Source organism: Microcystis sp. LEGE 00066 (genome assembly GCF_015207925.1).
Classification (GTDB): domain Bacteria; phylum Cyanobacteriota; class Cyanobacteriia; order Cyanobacteriales; family Microcystaceae; genus Microcystis; species Microcystis ichthyoblabe_A.
The window spans coordinates 1-16981 of the sequence record NZ_JADEVX010000095.1; the positions used below are offsets into that span (position 1 = coordinate 1).

General features: G+C 44.0%; 17 protein-coding genes and 3 pseudogenes. 17 read left to right on the forward strand and 3 right to left on the reverse strand.

The genetic code is table 11. From position 1 onward, the window contains the following. Positions 1–183 precede the first annotated feature (183 nt). Positions 184–1149 carry a DNA polymerase III subunit delta' gene (gene holB, locus IQ224_RS14005; protein ID WP_002767529.1) on the reverse strand — a complete coding sequence of 322 codons (966 nt, stop codon included), beginning with the start codon at positions 1147–1149 and terminating at the stop codon, positions 184–186. Positions 1150–1161: 12 nt separating this feature from the next. Here holB and IQ224_RS14010 point away from each other — a divergent pair, with 12 nt between their 5' ends. Further along, the gene (locus tag IQ224_RS14010) at positions 1162–1503 is read left to right on the forward strand and encodes a hypothetical protein (protein ID WP_002734498.1); all 342 of its coding nucleotides are present in this window, start codon (positions 1162–1164) and stop codon (positions 1501–1503) included. Positions 1504–1702: 199 nt separating this feature from the next. On the opposite strand, the gene IQ224_RS14015 is transcribed toward IQ224_RS14010, so the two are convergent. Continuing rightward, positions 1703–4033: a cation-translocating P-type ATPase gene (locus IQ224_RS14015; protein ID WP_194033103.1), complete on the reverse strand. Its 2331-nt coding sequence runs from the start codon at positions 4031–4033 to the stop codon at positions 1703–1705. A 686-nt stretch (positions 4034–4719) separates the two neighbouring features. On the opposite strand from IQ224_RS14015, the gene IQ224_RS14020 reads away from it, so the two are divergent. The 16 genes and pseudogenes from IQ224_RS14020 (at position 4720) to IQ224_RS14095 (ending at position 16674) form a co-directional block, all read left to right on the forward strand. Beyond that, positions 4720–5322 carry a hypothetical protein gene (locus tag IQ224_RS14020; RefSeq protein WP_036399737.1) on the forward strand — a complete coding sequence of 201 codons (603 nt, stop codon included), beginning with the start codon at positions 4720–4722 and terminating at the stop codon, positions 5320–5322. Between the two features lie 173 nt (positions 5323–5495). Further along, a complete protein-coding gene (locus tag IQ224_RS14025) occupies positions 5496–5870 on the forward strand; it encodes a DUF433 domain-containing protein (RefSeq protein WP_036399742.1) in 375 nt (124 codons plus the stop codon). 22 nt (positions 5871–5892) lie between these two features. Beyond that, positions 5893–6204 (forward strand): DUF5615 family PIN-like protein, encoded by a 312-nt coding sequence (locus IQ224_RS14030; protein ID WP_230457574.1) that lies wholly within the window; start codon positions 5893–5895, stop codon positions 6202–6204. 480 nt (positions 6205–6684) lie between these two features. Beyond that, positions 6685–6960 carry a hypothetical protein gene (locus tag IQ224_RS14035; RefSeq protein WP_002733756.1) on the forward strand — a complete coding sequence of 92 codons (276 nt, stop codon included), beginning with the start codon at positions 6685–6687 and terminating at the stop codon, positions 6958–6960. Beyond that, positions 6957–7459 (forward strand): annotated as a pseudogene (locus tag IQ224_RS25035) (clan AA aspartic protease). Before IQ224_RS14035 ends, IQ224_RS25035 begins: the two are co-directional and overlap by 4 nt. Before the next feature lie 266 nt (positions 7460–7725). After that, on the forward strand, positions 7726–8103 hold the full coding sequence (locus tag IQ224_RS14045; protein ID WP_002741562.1) for a DUF433 domain-containing protein: 378 nt from the start codon (positions 7726–7728) through the stop codon (positions 8101–8103). After that, positions 8100–8492: a DUF5615 family PIN-like protein gene (locus IQ224_RS14050; RefSeq protein WP_036399750.1), complete on the forward strand. Its 393-nt coding sequence runs from the start codon at positions 8100–8102 to the stop codon at positions 8490–8492. The genes IQ224_RS14045 and IQ224_RS14050 overlap by 4 nt, the downstream gene beginning before the upstream one ends. A 622-nt stretch (positions 8493–9114) precedes the next feature. After that, a complete protein-coding gene (locus tag IQ224_RS14055) occupies positions 9115–10197 on the forward strand; it encodes a sulfate ABC transporter substrate-binding protein (protein WP_194033100.1) in 1083 nt (360 codons plus the stop codon). Positions 10198–10348: 151 nt separating this feature from the next. Then, positions 10349–10729: a hypothetical protein gene (locus IQ224_RS14060; RefSeq protein WP_194033101.1), complete on the forward strand. Its 381-nt coding sequence runs from the start codon at positions 10349–10351 to the stop codon at positions 10727–10729. Beyond that, positions 10726–11393, forward strand: a pseudogene (locus IQ224_RS14065) (phosphatase PAP2 family protein). The gene IQ224_RS14060 and the pseudogene IQ224_RS14065 overlap by 4 nt, the downstream one beginning before the upstream one ends. A gap of 111 nt (positions 11394–11504) precedes the next feature. Next, the gene (locus IQ224_RS14070) at positions 11505–12503 is read left to right on the forward strand and encodes a sulfurtransferase (RefSeq protein WP_002741578.1); all 999 of its coding nucleotides are present in this window, start codon (positions 11505–11507) and stop codon (positions 12501–12503) included. Between the two features lie 191 nt (positions 12504–12694). Then, entirely contained in the window at positions 12695–13642 is a 948-nt protein-coding gene (gene cysK, locus IQ224_RS14075; RefSeq protein ID WP_194033102.1) for a cysteine synthase A, read from the forward strand. A gap of 199 nt (positions 13643–13841) precedes the next feature. Beyond that, positions 13842–14378 (forward strand): MgtC/SapB family protein, encoded by a 537-nt coding sequence (locus tag IQ224_RS14080; protein ID WP_002741585.1) that lies wholly within the window; start codon positions 13842–13844, stop codon positions 14376–14378. Positions 14379–14596: 218 nt separating this feature from the next. Then, positions 14597–15272 (forward strand): annotated as a pseudogene (locus IQ224_RS14085) (hypothetical protein). Between the two features lie 157 nt (positions 15273–15429). Continuing rightward, on the forward strand, positions 15430–16005 hold the full coding sequence (locus IQ224_RS14090) for a Crp/Fnr family transcriptional regulator (RefSeq protein ID WP_002731893.1): 576 nt from the start codon (positions 15430–15432) through the stop codon (positions 16003–16005). A 30-nt stretch (positions 16006–16035) separates the two neighbouring features. Continuing rightward, positions 16036–16674 (forward strand): cadmium resistance transporter, encoded by a 639-nt coding sequence (locus tag IQ224_RS14095; protein ID WP_002741595.1) that lies wholly within the window; start codon positions 16036–16038, stop codon positions 16672–16674. Positions 16675–16740: 66 nt separating this feature from the next. Here IQ224_RS14095 and IQ224_RS14100 read toward each other — a convergent pair. Next, the coding region (locus IQ224_RS14100; protein ID WP_194032751.1) for a transposase at positions 16741–16981 on the reverse strand (241 nt) is incomplete at its 5' end.

The window sequence follows — 16981 nt, forward strand, 5'->3', positions numbered from 1 at the left end:
GGGTTTGGGGGGTAGAACCCCCCAAAAGCTGGGATTGAGCGATAAAACCGCAAGTAATGCCCGATTTTAGTCGAGAGTTTCCCCATAAAAATCCCAATTGGTAGATTTACAAAAATGAGATGCACCCAGAGGCAAGAGGTGGTTAGATATGTGTAATTAATTTTGCTCAGGCACATAACAATTTTAAGACTTTTGGGCGGTGGATAGCTTGGCCAATGCCAAGAAAGTGCATTCCCAGACTAAACGGGGTTGAACGTAGGCTAACAGCTGCCGGCGGGTTTTTTCCAAGATTTCTAAAATCGATCGCTCTCGTCGTCGTTGCCAATCCTCATACTGAAGATAACTCACATACCATAATTGGGTTTCCGTGTCAAGAGTTTGAGCGATAATTTTGGCTAATTCCAGTGCTTGGGAGAGTTTTAGGGGAAACTTGCTGAAAGATCGCGGTAAATCTTGGGGGAGACTGTCGAGAAACTCTAAAGCGGCGATCGCTTCTCCCGGGCTACCTTGAGCTAAACCGAGAATTGCCGGATAATTGAGAACGCGAGCGTGTCCGTTAGAGCGCAGGACTTGAGCGAGATTTTCTTCCGAAAGACGCTGAAAAGGGATATGTTGACAGCGAGAAACGAGAGTGGGTAGTAAAGAGGAGGGACTAGGAGCAATCAGGATTAAAGTGGCTTTTCCCGGTTCCTCAAGCGTTTTTAAGAGCGCATTTGCCGCCGATTCCGTCATGGTGTCTGCTTCCTCGATTACCACCACAGAGCGGGCCGATTCCAAGGGAGGACGACTTAAAAAGTTAGTAATCTCGCGAATTTGTTCGATGCGGATTTGCGGGGGAGCTTTACGCTTGAGATTGCTTTCCTGTGCTTCTTTTGCGGTGAGCAGTTTGCCTTGGTGTTGATAAGTGGGTTCAATCCAGAGTAAATCGGGATGATTGCCCCCTAAAAAGCGTTTCAGGATTAATTCCCTTGTTTCCGGAGATCGATCTCTAGTTAACAAGTCTTGACAGAAACATTTTGCTGCTAGATTGCGTCCAATCCCCTTAGCGCCGGCGAATAAGTAAGCGGGAGCGATCGAATTGACTTCAAGCGCTCTTTGTAGTAGTTCAATGGCCTGATTTTGACCGATTAACCTTGACCAATTTATCATCTTTTCCCTGCCATGGCTCGCTATTGCTGTTCCTATTTTGTCGGGATTTCTCCTCATCAGACCGGGTTTTTATACGATGATATATTAAGTTTGGGTGAATTTGAAATCATCAAGCGCCGGACCGATGTCTTGCTTTTATCGGAAGTTCCTAACGATGCTTTCTTTCCCCAGTTAGTGAAAGTGGAATTGTTTATTCATCCTCCCACTAGCTCGGAACTTCAGATCGATTTATTGGTAAAAAATCATGAATTGCCCCTGAGAACTAATAATCGTTGTCGGCGATTTTTTGAATCTATTCACCAGATTATTACCAACAATTATCAAGGTCAATCCCTGACCAGAATTACCGCTTAACCCGATTTGTTCCTGTCTCCGTCAACTGACAAAGACAGGGACAAAATGCCATCTTGGCTCTCTTGGGTAACGCACCACAAAGACACAGAGGACACAGAGATTGATCGCTCCTGTATCAGTTAAACTTATCACACAAGGAATAATAGAGCCGCTCTTTTTGGTGCTTGATAGATTTATCGAGAAAAAATCGGTAATTGCTTTAATTTTTGCCTTCCTGCGTCGATGTGAGCGGAGGAAATTGACGACGTAAAAGCAGGGAATTACTCACTACCATAACCGAACTAAAAGCCATCAAAGCTGCTGCTAGGGCCGGACTGAAAGCTAGACCCCAACGGGGCAGTAATAAGCCACCGGCAATGGGAATAGCAAAGGTATTATAACCCAAAGCCCAAAAAAGATTTTGTCGGATTTTTTGCCATGTGGCCAGACTTAAATGCAAAGATTGTACCACATCCTCTAGGCGATCGCTAATTAAAACGATCCCGGCCGTTTCCATGGCCACTTCCGTGCCACCGGCCAGAGCAATACCGATGTTAGCCTGTACTAGGGCAGGAGCGTCATTGATACCATCCCCGACCATAGCGACGATTTTGCCCTCTTTTGTCTGTAGGTCGGCAATTAAGGCGGATTTTTCGGTGGGGGCAACTTGGGCATAAAATTGGCTAATACCCAAACTATTAGCGATCGCTGTCACCACTTCTTGGCGATCGCCACTGAGTAAAATCACCTCTAAACCGAGTTTTTGCAACTGATTAACGGTTGTTTGAGCATCGGGACGCAATCGATCCTGAAAAGCGATCGCGCCGAGTAATTGTTCTTCCATACCCAGATAAATCACCGTTTTACCCGCCTCTAAAAGCTCTTGAATCCCCCAGATAGTTTCATCGATTTTAATGCCGTTCTGTGCCAACCATTGCGGATTTCCTAGAACAATTTTTGACCCCTGCACCCTTGCCGAAACTCCCAATCCGGCCACAGTTTGAAAATCTTCCCCCGTCAGGTTAGTAGGAGGAGTAACCGCGTCTAAAATCGCCCGAGCAAGAGGATGATTAGTACCACTCTCCACTAATGCCGCTAATTGTTGAATTTCCAGGGAATTAAGCTCAGAAAAACTCAAACAATCGGTAATTTCCGGATGACCTTGGCTAAGGGTTCCCGTTTTGTCAAAAACCACCGTTTGCAGTTGCGAGACGGTTTCCAAAACATCGCCCCCTTTAATTAAAATACCCCGTTCGGCTGCTAAACTGGTTCCCACCAGTAGGGCCGTTGGTGTGGCTAAACCGAGAGCGCAGGGACAAGCGACCACAAGCACAGAAATCGCTAATTTTAGGGACAAAAGTAGGGGAGAAGTGGGTTGAATCATCTCGTGGTGTCCTGTGGTTGACCCTAACACCTCTGGAAACAGCCTAGTTCCCCAAAAATACCAAAAGAGCAGCACAATTAGGGCAATTATCATCACTCCGTAGGCAAAATAACCCGCTACCCGGTCCGCTATCTTCTGTACTGGGGCCTTGCGAGTTTGGGCTGATTCCACGGCTGCGATAATCTTAGCTAGGGTGGTATCGGTCCCCACCTGACGAGTTTGCACTGCGATCGCACCTGAGAGATTGAAACTGCCAGCAATGACTATATCTCCCATTTCCTTAACCACCGGCAGCGATTCCCCCGTTAATAAAGCTTCATCTACCGTGGTTCTTCCCTGAATAATCTCCCCATCCACGGGAATTTTTTCACCGGGTAAGACGCGCACCCATTCCCCGACGCGCAGCTGTTCCACGGGAATGGCCACACCCACACGGTCATCTGTACTACCAATTAGGTGAGCCACTGCCGGTTGTAGGGAAGTAAGCGCTTCTAAGTCTGCGGCTGCGCGATGACGGGAATGCGCTTCTAGAGTCCGTCCGAGGAGAATAAAACCTAACAGCATGACTGGTTCATCAAAAAAGCACTCTAGACCGAGATTAGGGAAGATAAGAGCCAAACAACTGGCTATATAGGCACTACCTGTGCCTAAACTAACGAGAGTGTTCATATTTGGCATCCCGTGCCGTAATCCCCGCCAACCATCGATGAAAATATCGCGGCCGGGGAATAAAATGGCTAGGGTGGCTAAAGTCCAGTGAAAAGCAATACTTTGAAGGATGGGGATTTCTGGTCCCCCGATGTGGTGTAAGTGACCAATCAGGGAAAAAACCAGTAAACAACAAGCGATCGCTAATCGGTATAATTGTTGTTGCCGTTCTTTTTGTTGGTTTTGCAGCCGTTGATTTTGTTGAGAAAGGGGAGTCGATGAGCTGCGCGGTTGGGTGGGGAATCCAATCGCGGTTAATTTTGCGGCTAATTGCTCTGGTGCGATCGCATCTGGTTGGTATTCAATCACGGCAATTTCCGTGATTAGATTAACTTGGGCCGATTTTACCCCTTGATTTTGGCTGAGTTGTCTTTCTACGGCACTCACACAGCCAGCGCATTTCATGCCTTTTACGTCTAGAGTAGCGGTTTTTAGTCCAGTTTCGGCGGCTAGGATCATAGAAAAGGTAGGCAAGGATGGTCTTTACTTCTATCCTAGAAATTATCGACGGATTTTTAAACTATTTTAGCGAGTAGGGTTACAGATAGATGAAATTTCATTACAGATAGCTGAAATTTCAGGTAGCCGATCTTGTAGTGGACTGACACAGCTAAAATAGGGCAATAGATAGGCTCAACTGAGGACATCAATCATGGGAAGAGGTAGGCGAGATAAAGTTTATCTGACAGTCGCACAACGAGAAAACTTTGAACAAATCAGTGGGGAAGGGTTCATCACAGAGTACGCTAATCGGCATAACACGCTTATCGTAATATTATACGGAAAACTTCTTGCGATCGCTCCATTTGAGCGTAATATACAGAAAGATTCTTAAAAAAATGCGTACTTGGCGTAATATACGGAGAGTTTCCGTAAAATACATAGTTATGCTGCAAAGCTGAGGTGGTTTGAGTAAAATTAAGCGAGGTATTCTAGGTGACATGAAGGCAGGCGTGAAATTCATTGCTGTGATATTGGGTGGTGCTCTATTAATTTATGGTGTGCTACTTCTGCTAGTCTGGGCAATTCCTTCTGTTTCTGCTGCTCAGTTGCTACCACAGTACCCAGCAATAGTGCTAGTTTGGATCGGTTTATGCTTAGTCGTTATGGTTTTCTCGCGCAGAGGAAACGGCAATTGAAAAGATATGAAATCTAATCGCAGACTATTTTTAATGTTTTTCGCTTCAATTGCTCTACTTAGATTTCAGCAGCATAAGTTTTCAGTGAATGCAGAGGAGAGTAAGAATTGGTTTGATGAAGTTACTTCTACTGTTAAAGGAGCGGTTAAATTTGTAGATGATGTACGAACCGTTCTCAAAAAGCAGGGGACAGAAATAGATCGAGAAAAAATCAAGCCATCTATCAGTGAATTGAATACATCAGTTAATGTGCTTCTGGCTAGTTTGGTAAATTTGAGAGATTACACTGGAAGAAGAGATAGCAAAGATAGTGTTATTGCCAGCAGAGCTGCTGATTTGGGTCCTAAAATGAATCGCTTGATCCTCTCAATGGAAGATCTTTTTAAGCGAATGAGTCGATATGATACGGCTTTAGAAAAACATAGAGGTATAATCTATCAACTTGTTTCGTTGAGAGGCGGAACAGTTGATAGAATTAGAACTATTGCAATCAGACCTGGTGGGAGCAAAGTTGATCGAAGAGCACTAGGCTCAGAGCTAAATACAGCGATCAAAATCTCAAATACCTTACTTCAGTCCGTTCAAGGTCTTATAAAAGAATTGGGATAGGATGTGTATGCCTTGGTGTTGCAGTGCGATCGCTGATCTTATAGTGCGATCGCCGATCTTGTAGGGTGGGTTGACGGCAGGAAACCCACCCCTTTTCGTGTCAGAAAGCAGTGTCAGACAAAGTATTCTGATTTTTGCTAGGATGTTTTTATGCAATTCAACTCAGGTGGAATATGTCTCTAATGAACACCCCAGCCAAATTCCAAGTAACTTCTCCCCCTTTTCGTTGGGATGAAGCGGGAGGTATCCGTATAGGTTCGAGCCGAGTGACTCTCGATAGCATACTTGCCTCATACCACAACGGCTCCACTCCTGAAGAAATCGCTATTCAGTTTTCAGTTCTTCGTTTGGAAGATATATACAGTGCCATTGCTTATTATTTAAATCACCGTCAGGAAATTGACAGTTATTTGGAGCAACGCGACCAACAAGCTCAACAACTGAGACAACAACTAACTCAAAAACACAACTTAGTCGATTTAAGACAGCGCTTGCTTGCTCGTTATCAGTCAAAAGGAGAGTCGAGGCAAAGTGCGCCTTCTAACTGACGAAAATTTTAATGGAGCCATCTTGCGTGGGCTGGTAAGGCGTTTACCTGAATTAGATATAATTCGCGTCCAAGATGTAGGACTGATGAACACTGACGATCCAGATATTTTAGAATGGGCAGCTAATGAGGGACGCATCCTGCTCACCCATGATGTAGCCACTATTACGATGTATGCCTACAATCGTGTCAATCAAGGACTACCTATGACTGGAGTTGTTGAGGTGATCTCAAAAGCACCCATTGGTAAGATTCTTGATGATTTAGAACTATTTATTTGTTGTAGTGAACCTGAAGAATGTGAAGGTCGGGTTCTTTTCATTCCTTTCTCTTGATGCGATCTCTATCATTTTCTACTCCAGAAATCTAAGTTGCCTAACACGTTGTTGGAGCGGACGGAGTGAGAGAACTTGGTGATGAGTTCAAGGCTAACTGCCGCCGCTCAACTTAGCCGTTAGACCGACAATGATTCGTACTTGTCTTTGTAAATAGTCCGATTGGTTAGTTATAAGTGCGATGCCGAAGGCACTGCATAGCAGATCGCCGATCTGGTAGGGTGGGTTAACGAAGTGAACGCACCTTATCTAATATTCAAAATTCGTGCGTTACGCTAACGCTAACACACCCTACTGGACTGTTTCAGCTGTAGGGTGTGTTCCCTAATGCGGGATTTTTGAGAACGCACCATGCACATTGATTGAAGCTGTGAGGTTAGGTGCGGTGCTGCTCTTGTGGGCCCAGTGGAGGAATGTTAGCGAAGATTGCCAATTTTTAGGTTAAAATAGAGGGGCAAAAGTTGCCACAGGGTCGCTTCAATGACAGTTCGACAACCCCGCTACAGCAAAGAAGAATTTGCCCGACGTGGACACGAAGTCTATGAATCTCAGGTACGCTCCCAAATCGAGGAAGGGAATCATGGGAAGATTGTAGCAATAGACATCGAAACAGGGGCTTTTGAAGTGGCTGACGACAGCCTAACAGCTGCTAAACAACTGTTAATACGTTTTCCTGATGCACAAATATTTGGTATTCGGATTGGACATCGTGCCGTCCATCGTTTTGGCTTTCGTTCCCCCAGTGTATCGCCATGATGATGGGGAGCGTCAATTCGCACCGAGAAGCAATTATTCAATTCGTAGTGCTAGGCGAAAATCACCAGAGACAAGCGATTAAAGCAGTTATTGACACTGGTTACACTGGATTTCTCACGTTGCCTTCTGCTGTCATTACAAGACTAGGATTAACGTGGTATATGCAAGAAGAGGGAATCTTGGGCGATGGAAGCCTCTGTATGTTTACAGCAATTCTCATTTTGAAACGATTTTGCGTTGTTTCAGCGATCTAGAGATTCGTTAAGAATTATTAACCCCTCTAGGTGCAAGGGTTTTAATGTCATGAAACCTTAAAATGAGAATTGCTGGTATGTTTAACGTATTTGAGGCAACTGTGATCTGGGATGGTCAGATCAAATCTATTGAAATCAATGAGTCAGAGACAGATCCATTAGTTGGTATGGGTTTACTTGATGGCTATGAGTTGAATATTCAGGGTTTTGCTGGGGGATTAGTGACAATTAAACCTTTGTCATAGTGCGATCACAATCGCCGTAGCCGTAGGGTGCGTTCCCTAATGCAAGTCCTACTGTTCCACCAATAGATTTTTGGGAACGCACCATGCACATTGATTGAAGTTGTCAGTCTAAGTGGGATGACGAAGGCACGGCCTAGCAGTACACTGATCTTGTCCGGTAAGGGGCGGGCTATAATGAACGGTGAACCTGATTGGTCAGAAAAAATTGACCAATATTTGTCTGGTGAAACCATTGACCATTAAGTGGATTCTAAGGAGCTAAGGGAATGACCTGGACGGCAAACCAACAAGCGAAAATTATCCGTACAGAGCGAGGACTGACGATCGCTGGCACGCGCATCACCCTCTATGATGTGATCGATCTCCTAAAAGCTGATTATCCTCCTAAACTGATTCGTGACACATTTAACCTCACGAACGCGCAAATTGACGCAGCTTTGTCCTACATTCAGGTAAACCAAGCTCAGGTCGAGGTTGAATATCAAGAGGTTCTTCAGAATAGGGAAGAAATTCGCCAGTACTGGGAAGATCGTAACCGTGAACGCTTTGCTCGAATTGCAGCAATGCCACATAAACCAGGACAAGAAGCGTTTTGGGCAAAGCTTGAGGAGCAGAGAGCCAGACGTGCTGCACAAAAACAATGACTTTCTTAGTTGACTACAACCTCGACGGTTATGCGCTGATTTTTCTTGGTATATTGGCAAAACGTGGTTGGCTTGAGTTTCAGTCTGTCCAATTTGTCACCTTTAGAGAGGTTGGACTGTCGATGGAAAGTAGCGATCGCGTAGTCTGGTGCTATGCTCAAGAACAGGAGATGATGATTCTTACTGCTAACCGAAATATGAAGGGTGATGATTCCCTTGAGCAGGTTATGCGAGAAGAGAACACAGAGAAATCGTTTCCAGTGTTGACGATTGGAAATCTCGATCGTTTGAGTGAAGCTGAGTACAGAGAGCGCTGCGCTGAACGACTGATCGAAATTGCTGTAGATCTTGATAATTACAAGGGGGTTGGTCGGTTATTCATTCCATGATATTGTCGGCTACGCTTGAAAATTAGGGCGATCGCAGTCTTATCGGTGAGAAGCACGGCATAACTTAGCCGTTATGCGGCAAGTTTCTGAATAGATCGCAATCGCTGTAGGGTGCGTTACCTAATGCAGGATTTTTTGGGACGCACCCTGCTTATACCAAATTTCTAAATCCATGACAGACATCCACGCTCGAATGCTTGCCAGGCCTGCATTCGTTGTGACGCAAATAAAGAAAAATGGTATTATTGATTGAAGTCGTTAGACCGCTTCAATTTTAGGGTAATAGTTGCTAAAGTCCGCTAACTTCACCGGTGAAGCCACCTAGGCAGAGGTTTTTGATCGCTAAAAAATTCTTTCCTCTCCATAAAAACGATAAAATCTCTATTCTGCAAGCATAAAGAGGCTTTAGGCAGATTTAAAGGCACATTTAAGCTATATAAATCGAATATTTACACTTTTTTCAGCTAATCAAGCCATTAATGGCTTGATTTCTTTGCATCCAACCCAAACAGTATAATTTTTTCTCTAATGTATTGTAATTGTTTTTTATTTCATATAAAATACAATCTCAGAGAAAATACCTAGCAATCTCCCATAAATAAACAAAGGAGCCGATGACATCGTGATCCCTGATCCTAGATCCTCAAAACCGAAAACCCTCTTACCCTTTATTTCTCTAGCTACGGCTGCCGTCGTCACAACGGGAATCGGACTAGCTTCTAGTCCCCTATCGGCATCGAGTAATCTGCTGGCAAGTCCGGATAAACAGCAAGCTAAACAACAAACCGTGGAAATCACCCTAGTTTCCTACGCAGTGACTCAATCGGCCTACTCAAAAATCATTCCTCTATTCGTCAACAAATGGAAAAGAGAGAAAAAACAGGATGTGGTGATTAAACAGAGTTATGGCGGCTCTGGTTCCCAAACCCGCGCTGTTATCGACGGATTAGATGCAGATGTGGTAAATTTGGCTATCGGTTCCGATGTGGAACGCTTGCAAAAAGCGGGTTTAGTTAACCCCGGTTGGCAGAAAGAATTACCCAATAACGCCATCGCCACTCGTTCCGTGGTAGCTTTAGTTACTCGTCAGGGCAATCCCAAAGGAATCCGCAACTGGCCAGATCTAGCCAAATCGGGGATTAAAGTCATTACTGCCAACCCGAAAACCTCTGGGGTGGCCCGGTGGAATTTTCTGGCTCTCTGGGGATCGGTAACTCGGACCGGCGGCAATGAAGCACAAGCGACCAATTTCGTCCGCAATGTCCATAAAAACGTGCCTGTACTACCCAAAGATGCCCGGGAAGCCAGCGATGTCTTCTTTAAACAGGATCAGGGGGATGTGCTGCTTAACTACGAAAACGAGGTAATTTTGGCCCGTCAAAAAGGAGAAACCGGTTTTTCCTATACTATTCCTCCGGTCAATGTTTCGATCGATCCGCCCGTGGCCGTAGTGGATAAAATAGTTGATAAACGCAAAACCCGGGAAGTAGCGACAGCTTTTGCCCAATTTCTCTTTACTCCGCAAGCGCAGCGGGAATTCGCCAAGGTGGGTTTCCGTCCCGTTAATGCTAATGTGGCTAAAGAGTTTAGTAAACAATACCCAAAAGTGTCGAATCTGTTCCCCTATACGGCGATCGGTAGTTGGGATGCGATCCAGAAAAAATTCTTCGCTGATAGGGCGATTTTTGACCAAATTCAGCGTTAATTAGTAGTAGGCCGTCAGCCGTCAGCTAAGTAAGTGGTTCTGATTAATTGATCCCCCCTTAATAAGGGGGGATCTGACAATTTTCAACACCTACTTACTTAGATAGCTGATGGCAAAAAAACAAAACTAATAGTTAGTAACTAAAAAAAAGATGTATCTACTTGACAAAATAAAAAACGGAAGCTTGGTATTGATTGGTTACTTATTATCGCCCCTGTGTTGGTGGAAAGATCTAATTTTTAATCTGCCGATCGCCTACGGTTTCGGTCGTTTAATTGCTTGCTTACACGCCGATTTTTTTCTACCAGCGGCCATGGTTGGTTATTGGTTATCTAATCTGGTGGGAATTCTGCTAATGCAATTCGGAACGAAAGAATTAATCGGTGGAGAGAAAGAAGAACGCCATTGGCAAAAAGAATTAAGAAATGTATTACTTTCCTCGACAGTTTATACTTTAGTAATCCTAGCTTTGCTGCATTTTGAGGTTTTAGAAATGCCCCTGTTATCATCGATCGCCACTTTTTCCCCGTGATTCCCAAAACTTACTTAAACAATAGCTTAATTTTATTGGCTATCTTGTTAACATCGCTAACTTTTACGGATTTAGCGATCGCTATTCGCCAGCAGCCGCAAGGATTTGCTTGGGAAAAATCCCTGATGCTATCTATTCATCAAACTACTAATTTAAACCTAAATTTTTTGGCGATAAAACTAACGGGATTAGGTACTTATTGGGGAGTGGCTCCGATACTAACAATTTTACTGCTGATTTTTGCCCTAAAAAAATACTGGTATGGGTTCGCTTATCTGCTTGTGACTACGGCCGGAGGTTGGGCAATTAGTTATAATCTCAAGATTTTTTTCATCGAAATCGCCCGCAATTTTGGCAGTTATTTTATCCCTTACCCGATGATTTTGCCTTCCCTAGCGGTCATGCTTTATTTAGTTCCCTGTTAGTGGTTTCTGTACTGATCCTATCTTGGAGAACGCGCTGGTTTTTAGGGGTAGTTTTACTGGGGATTCCCTTGGTTTTGGTTATTGCTTGGACTCGTCTTTATTTAGGGGTTCACTTTCCCAGTGATATCCTTGCCGCTTGGCTTTTAGCGATCGCTTGATCCCTCCTAGTTCATCTCTGGTGGCGACAGTTATTAGAGACACCCAAGGCGATCAAGACGCAAGAGGAAATTAATAATTAGTTGACCGACTTGCTGCCAAAAAAAAATATCACGTTATACCTAAATTTTTGGAGAAAGCTAATCAAAGCCCTATAGTAATTATCGTTTGATATTCGTCGCTGACACTGAATCATGAAACCAAAACTGCGTCAAGGGAAGGGTCTATCCCTGGGACGGTTTCAAAGCCGTCCCCTTACTTTTTTCACTTTAGTTCTTCTCTGCATTTTAACCTTTACCTTAGCACCGTCATCGCCCCTGATGGCCACGTCTAAATCTGAGACTAAGATAGACTTTGTATCGCCGGTTTGGGTAGCACAAAATCTCAACGATCCGAAGTTAAAAATTCTCGATGTGCGGATTAATCCTTTGGAATATATCACCGGTCATTTACCGAAAGCGGTGAATATAGCCGATAATAATTTTCGTGGTCCAAACGGATTTTTGCCGGTTCAATATTGGCAAGAGGATAAAATTGGCAGTCTCTTTGCCGCTGCGGGAATCACTAATGGCGATCGAGTGGTAGTATATTCCGATGGTCGCGATGTCTTGGGGGCAACCATGGTCGCTTATTTATTAGAGCGATCGGGTTTCCGAGATGTGGCCGTCTTAGATGGTGGTTTTAAGGGTTATAAGGGTTCTGAACAAAAGGTAACGAAAGAATTCCCTAAATATCAACCAGGGAGCTTTACTGTCCGTGATAATCCCTCGATTCGGGTAAATTTAGCAGAAGTAGAGAAATTGATCGGCAAACCGGATGTGGTTTTTATCGATCCTAGACCGGAAGAACTTTTTCAGGGGAAACAGGATATCTGGCTGAGAAATGGTCATATTCCGGGGGCGAAAAATATACCCTGGCCGACCTTTACGGAAGCGAATAATCCCGATGAATCCCTGAAAAATCCTCATAAATTGAAATCTTTAGACGAAATCAGGAAGATTCTTGCCCAACGCAACATCAAGCCCTCGGATAATATTATCGTCAGTTGCAGTACTGGACGGGAAGCGACTTTACAGTATATCGTCCTCAAACATCTGCTCGGTTATCCCAAGGTGCGAATTTATGAGGGTTCTTGGACAGAGTACAGTACCACAGATCTGCCCGTCGCTAATGGGCCAGAAAAAGCGGTCTAAAGTCAATTTTGTCGGTCTATACTCGTTGTGTTTAACCATCTTGCCCAAGATGGTTTTGTTTTGCGTAGCACCAAAAAATCGACAGGGATTATCCCCGCCGACGCACTGTACTTCAACCCAAAAAGTATTGTAAAACATTTAAAATACATATATAATCAGAAATAGCCAACAAGTATAAAGCAAGTGGGATTATGCTGATCGCAAGAGACATCACCCAATTGGTAGGACGGACACCCCTAGTCCAACTGAATCGAATCCCAGTAGCAGAGGGAGTAAAAGCCCGCATCGTCGTCAAACTGGAAAGTATGAACCCCGCCGCCTCGGTTAAGGATCGCATTGGTGTCAGTATGGTGGAGGACGCGGAAGCCGCCGGACTAATTCACCCCGATAAAACAATTCTGGTGGAACCCACTTCCGGCAATACCGGCATCGCCCTGGCCATGGTGGCGGCGGCCAAAGGCTATCGCTTAGTCCTGACTATGCCCGAAACCATGAGTTTAGAACGACGGGCAATGTTAAAAGCTTACGGGGCGCAATTAGAATTAACCCCGGGTAGCCAAGGCATGGAAGGAGCGATCGCCCGGGCCGAGGAAATAGTCGAAAACACCCCCAACGCCTATAGTTTGCAACAGTTCCGCAACCCAGCCAACCCGAAAATTCACCGAGAAACCACCGCCGAAGAAATCTGGGCCGATACCGACGGACTGGTAGATATCGTTATTGGTGGCGTGGGAACCGGGGGAACCATTACCGGTATTGCCGAAACCATTAAACCCCGTCGTCCCCAATTTCAAGCGATCGCAGTTGAACCCTCTAATAGTCCCGTCTTATCGGGAGGACAACCGGGACCACACAAAATCCAAGGCATCGGGGCCGGTTTTATCCCGGCAATTTTCCGACCGGAATTAATCGATGAGGTGATTATCGTCGATGATACGGAGGCTTTCGCCTACGCGCGACGGTTAGCTCGTCAGGAGGGACTACTATCGGGCATCTCGGCCGGGGCCGCTTTATGGGCGGCGATTCAGGTGGGAAAAAGACCCGAAAACGAAGATAAATTAATCGTCATGATTCAGCCTAGTTTCGGGGAACGTTACCTCAGCACGGCCCTGTTTAAAGACCTCGAAGATATCGACTAATAGGACAATAAATTGATGGAATTTGCAACGAGGGCGATTCATGGGGCGGTAACGATTCCCATTTATTCCACTTCCACCTATAACACCGGCTTTACTAGGATTATCGATTGGGATCGAGAATAGGAACGATTTAAAGCGGGATCTGGAAAAGGCCTTGATTGGTTAGGCAAAGTTTTTATCTCATTTGTTAGGTTAAGCAATGTTTTTTGACTCGGAAGATTGGCAAACGATTATTTTTCGGCTGAGTATGGCTATGGCCGTCGGCTGTCTGATTGGTTATAACCGACAGCGAGGCGGTCGTCCTGCTGGATTGAGAACTTTTATCATCGTTAGTCTCGGAGCTGCCATGTTCGTGATGATTCCCCTACAAGCGGAGGGAGATGTGGGTTATGCGTCTTCTAATGCTCTCAGTCGCACTATTCAAGGGGTCGCTTCTGGTGTCGGTTTTTTAGGGGCGGGAATCATCTTACAACAGTCCCATCGGGAACTAAATAAGGTACAAGTGAAAGGTTTGACTTCGGCGGCGACTATCTGGTTAGCGGCAGGATTAGGGGCCGCTTCTGGTTGCGGTTTATGGCAGATGGTTCTGGTGGGAACTCTATTCACTCTCTGCACTTTAAGTGGCATTAAACGACTGAATAAAAAACAACCTTTAGCCAAATATATTAAAGGTCGGAAGAAAATATCTCGGATCAATCAAGAAATAGACTCATCGGATAATTCAGCATCTCATTAATAAAAAAAACGATAAAAATTATTTTTTTTATTAGGAGACTAAAAGCTTTTCTGTAATGGCTTTTGGCTCAAAAAACTTATATTTTTATTTGCAATTTATTAAACAAAAATATAATAAATTTTTTATAAAATTTTCTGTGTATAAACAAAATAGAAATATTTTATATGATAGCATTTAGAGAGAGTAACTAATTTTTCTAAACAGGAGAAAATTAAATCATGTTCAACCGAACTAAGAGCTTTCAAAGCCTCAAAAATCAAGTTTTCCGGCTGCTGATTTTCCTCTTAACTGTCACTTTGCTCCTAGGAGGAAGAGGAAATGCGATCGCCTTGCCGCAACTCCCCGAACCGTTGGCCGTCATTGACCGTACAACGGCAACGGGTGGCACTGTGGTGGAACCGGTCAAGAAAAAAAAATGAGGTTTCTGTCCCAAAAATTCTGGAAGATGCCCAAATTGCCTATGAAAAAGCCATCCAAGCGACAAAATCGGCTATCGATGACCTAAATGCTCAACTGGCCGCTCCTTCTCTCGACAAGAAGATTATCGAAGCTCAACAGGACAACCTAGAGGACTTAGCGGATAATCTTGACGATCTGGGGGAAAAAGTGAGCAAATTAGGGAAAAAATTGACTAAATCTGGGGCTAAACTCAGTGAAAACCTGCAAAACAACCTTATTACCCTAGAAAATAGCCTTGTTAATACCTCCGAGACGATCGATATCTTAGCCGACGACACCGAACGACTCAAAGACAATGCTTCCCCTTTCCTGAAAACTCGCGTAGAAAAAACCATCGACGCGGTTAAACAGACTCTACAAGAAAGCGATCGAGCTTGGCAAGAACTGATCTCCTCGGCCACCACGGAACTGGAGAAGACTAACACCCCGAAATAAATAGGGCTTGCAAGGGCATAAAATCAGTTTTTTTTGGGGTAATTATCGTTTTTACCCCAAAATTATCAAAAAAACCTTAACTCGTCTAAAAAGCCTCTTTTTCGAGGACATTGTGCTTTTGACTAGCTAAGTACCTCATCAAAATTAATTACCAATCATGACGCTTACCTATCAACCATCAACCCCCCATCGCTGGCACTTTGATAATCGGGCAATTTTGCCCCTGAGAAACCCTAATTTCTGGAAAATCGAGAGTGGAGTCGTGAAAACCTCCACCTGGTTAGAAGATGGAACCCTGATCGTCTTGGGATTGTGGGGACCTGGCAATTTTGTTGGCAAAACCCTAGAGAGAGTCAATCCCTATCAAGTTGAGTGCATCACTCCTGTACAAGCAGTTTCCTTTTCCACAGTTGAGAGTTATCAAATGGCAGAAATTCTGCTGTCTCATCTTCAGCAAGCACAAGAACTAAGTATTATTCGTAGCTACAAACGTACTGATGTTATGGTCTTGAAATTACTGTCATGGTTAGGCAATCAATTTGGTAAACAAACCGGTACCGGACAATTAATTGATGTGCGTCTAACTCATCAGGATATCGCTGACTTATTAGGAACCACCAGAGTCACAATTACCCGCGCACTTAATCATCTTGAACAACAGGGGGCCGTGGAACGTCTTCCTGTCCATCGTCTTCTTTTACGAGAGGAGGAAATCTGGCACTACGAGATTTAGAATGGGAAGGATTATCTCTTTTTTCAATCTATGAATTGGTTAGTAGCCCTTTTAATTACTAGCGTGACGAGTTTTGTGGCCACAAATCTCGATGATCTGATGGTGCTAATGTTGTTTTTCTCGCGACTTAATGCTAATTTTCGACCTCGACACCTGATTATCGGTCAATACCTTGGTTTTACCCTGATTCTTCTAGCTAGTTCCCTCGGTTTACTATTTGGGTTACTGGTTTCTAAAGAATGGATTGGTCTATTAGGATTTATTCCTTTAATTATCGGCATTAAACAACTTTTGTCAAGGGAAAATGAGGATTATATTCAAGAAGTAAGAGAAGATGTTAATTATTCTAAAAATCGCTCCTTTATTCCTCGTTTTCCCTCCCAAACCTATTACGTTGCTGCCGTGACTGTGGCTAATGGCGGTGATAATATTGGTATCTATACCTCTCTTTTTGCCAATAATTCCCCGATGCACGTCTTAATTATCATGATAATTTTTTATCTCATGATGGGGTTCTGGTGCGTCCTAGCCTATTTTTTGATTACCCATCCCAGGATAGCTAAAGTGGTTACAAACTACGGACATAAAATTAGTCCTTTTATCTACATTTTTCTAGGGATTTATATCTTAATTGACAGCCGATCCTATCGTTTATTTTTAATGTCTTAACCAAGAATGACCAAAAATTATCTTTCAGCTAGACCAAGTAGGCTCTTCGTTACTCTTTATGCTAAATCAACAGACAAGATGCCAAGATAACATACTTCTAACCCAAAAATTCCGAAAGTTTCTAAAGCCATAGCCTCTTCTTTTTATTAGTTTAAGTTTATTGTTGATTCCCTCGACCACCCCATTCGTTGTCCTTCGCTCGAAATAACTAATTATTTCTCCAAACCAGTTTCGGATTGTTTGACAACTCTTAGTAAAAACACTGGAGGATTTTGCCAACCATTCCGAGATGGATAGCATTCCCTCT

Coding starts and splice junctions, on each gene's coding strand:
- holB (WP_002767529.1), bottom strand. CDS start 1,149: ATGATAAATTGGTCAAGGTTAATCGGTCAAAATCAGGCCATTGAACTA.
- IQ224_RS14010 (WP_002734498.1), top strand. CDS start 1,162: ATGGCTCGCTATTGCTGTTCCTATTTTGTCGGGATTTCTCCTCATCAG.
- IQ224_RS14015 (WP_194033103.1), bottom strand. CDS start 4,033: ATGATCCTAGCCGCCGAAACTGGACTAAAAACCGCTACTCTAGACGTA.
- IQ224_RS14020 (WP_036399737.1), top strand. CDS start 4,720: ATGAAATCTAATCGCAGACTATTTTTAATGTTTTTCGCTTCAATTGCT.
- IQ224_RS14025 (WP_036399742.1), top strand. CDS start 5,496: ATGTCTCTAATGAACACCCCAGCCAAATTCCAAGTAACTTCTCCCCCT.
- IQ224_RS14035 (WP_002733756.1), top strand. CDS start 6,685: ATGACAGTTCGACAACCCCGCTACAGCAAAGAAGAATTTGCCCGACGT.
- IQ224_RS14045 (WP_002741562.1), top strand. CDS start 7,726: ATGACCTGGACGGCAAACCAACAAGCGAAAATTATCCGTACAGAGCGA.
- IQ224_RS14050 (WP_036399750.1), top strand. CDS start 8,100: ATGACTTTCTTAGTTGACTACAACCTCGACGGTTATGCGCTGATTTTT.
- IQ224_RS14060 (WP_194033101.1), top strand. CDS start 10,349: ATGTATCTACTTGACAAAATAAAAAACGGAAGCTTGGTATTGATTGGT.
- IQ224_RS14070 (WP_002741578.1), top strand. CDS start 11,505: ATGAAACCAAAACTGCGTCAAGGGAAGGGTCTATCCCTGGGACGGTTT.
- cysK (WP_194033102.1), top strand. CDS start 12,695: ATGCTGATCGCAAGAGACATCACCCAATTGGTAGGACGGACACCCCTA.
- IQ224_RS14080 (WP_002741585.1), top strand. CDS start 13,842: ATGTTTTTTGACTCGGAAGATTGGCAAACGATTATTTTTCGGCTGAGT.
- IQ224_RS14090 (WP_002731893.1), top strand. CDS start 15,430: ATGACGCTTACCTATCAACCATCAACCCCCCATCGCTGGCACTTTGAT.
- IQ224_RS14095 (WP_002741595.1), top strand. CDS start 16,036: ATGAATTGGTTAGTAGCCCTTTTAATTACTAGCGTGACGAGTTTTGTG.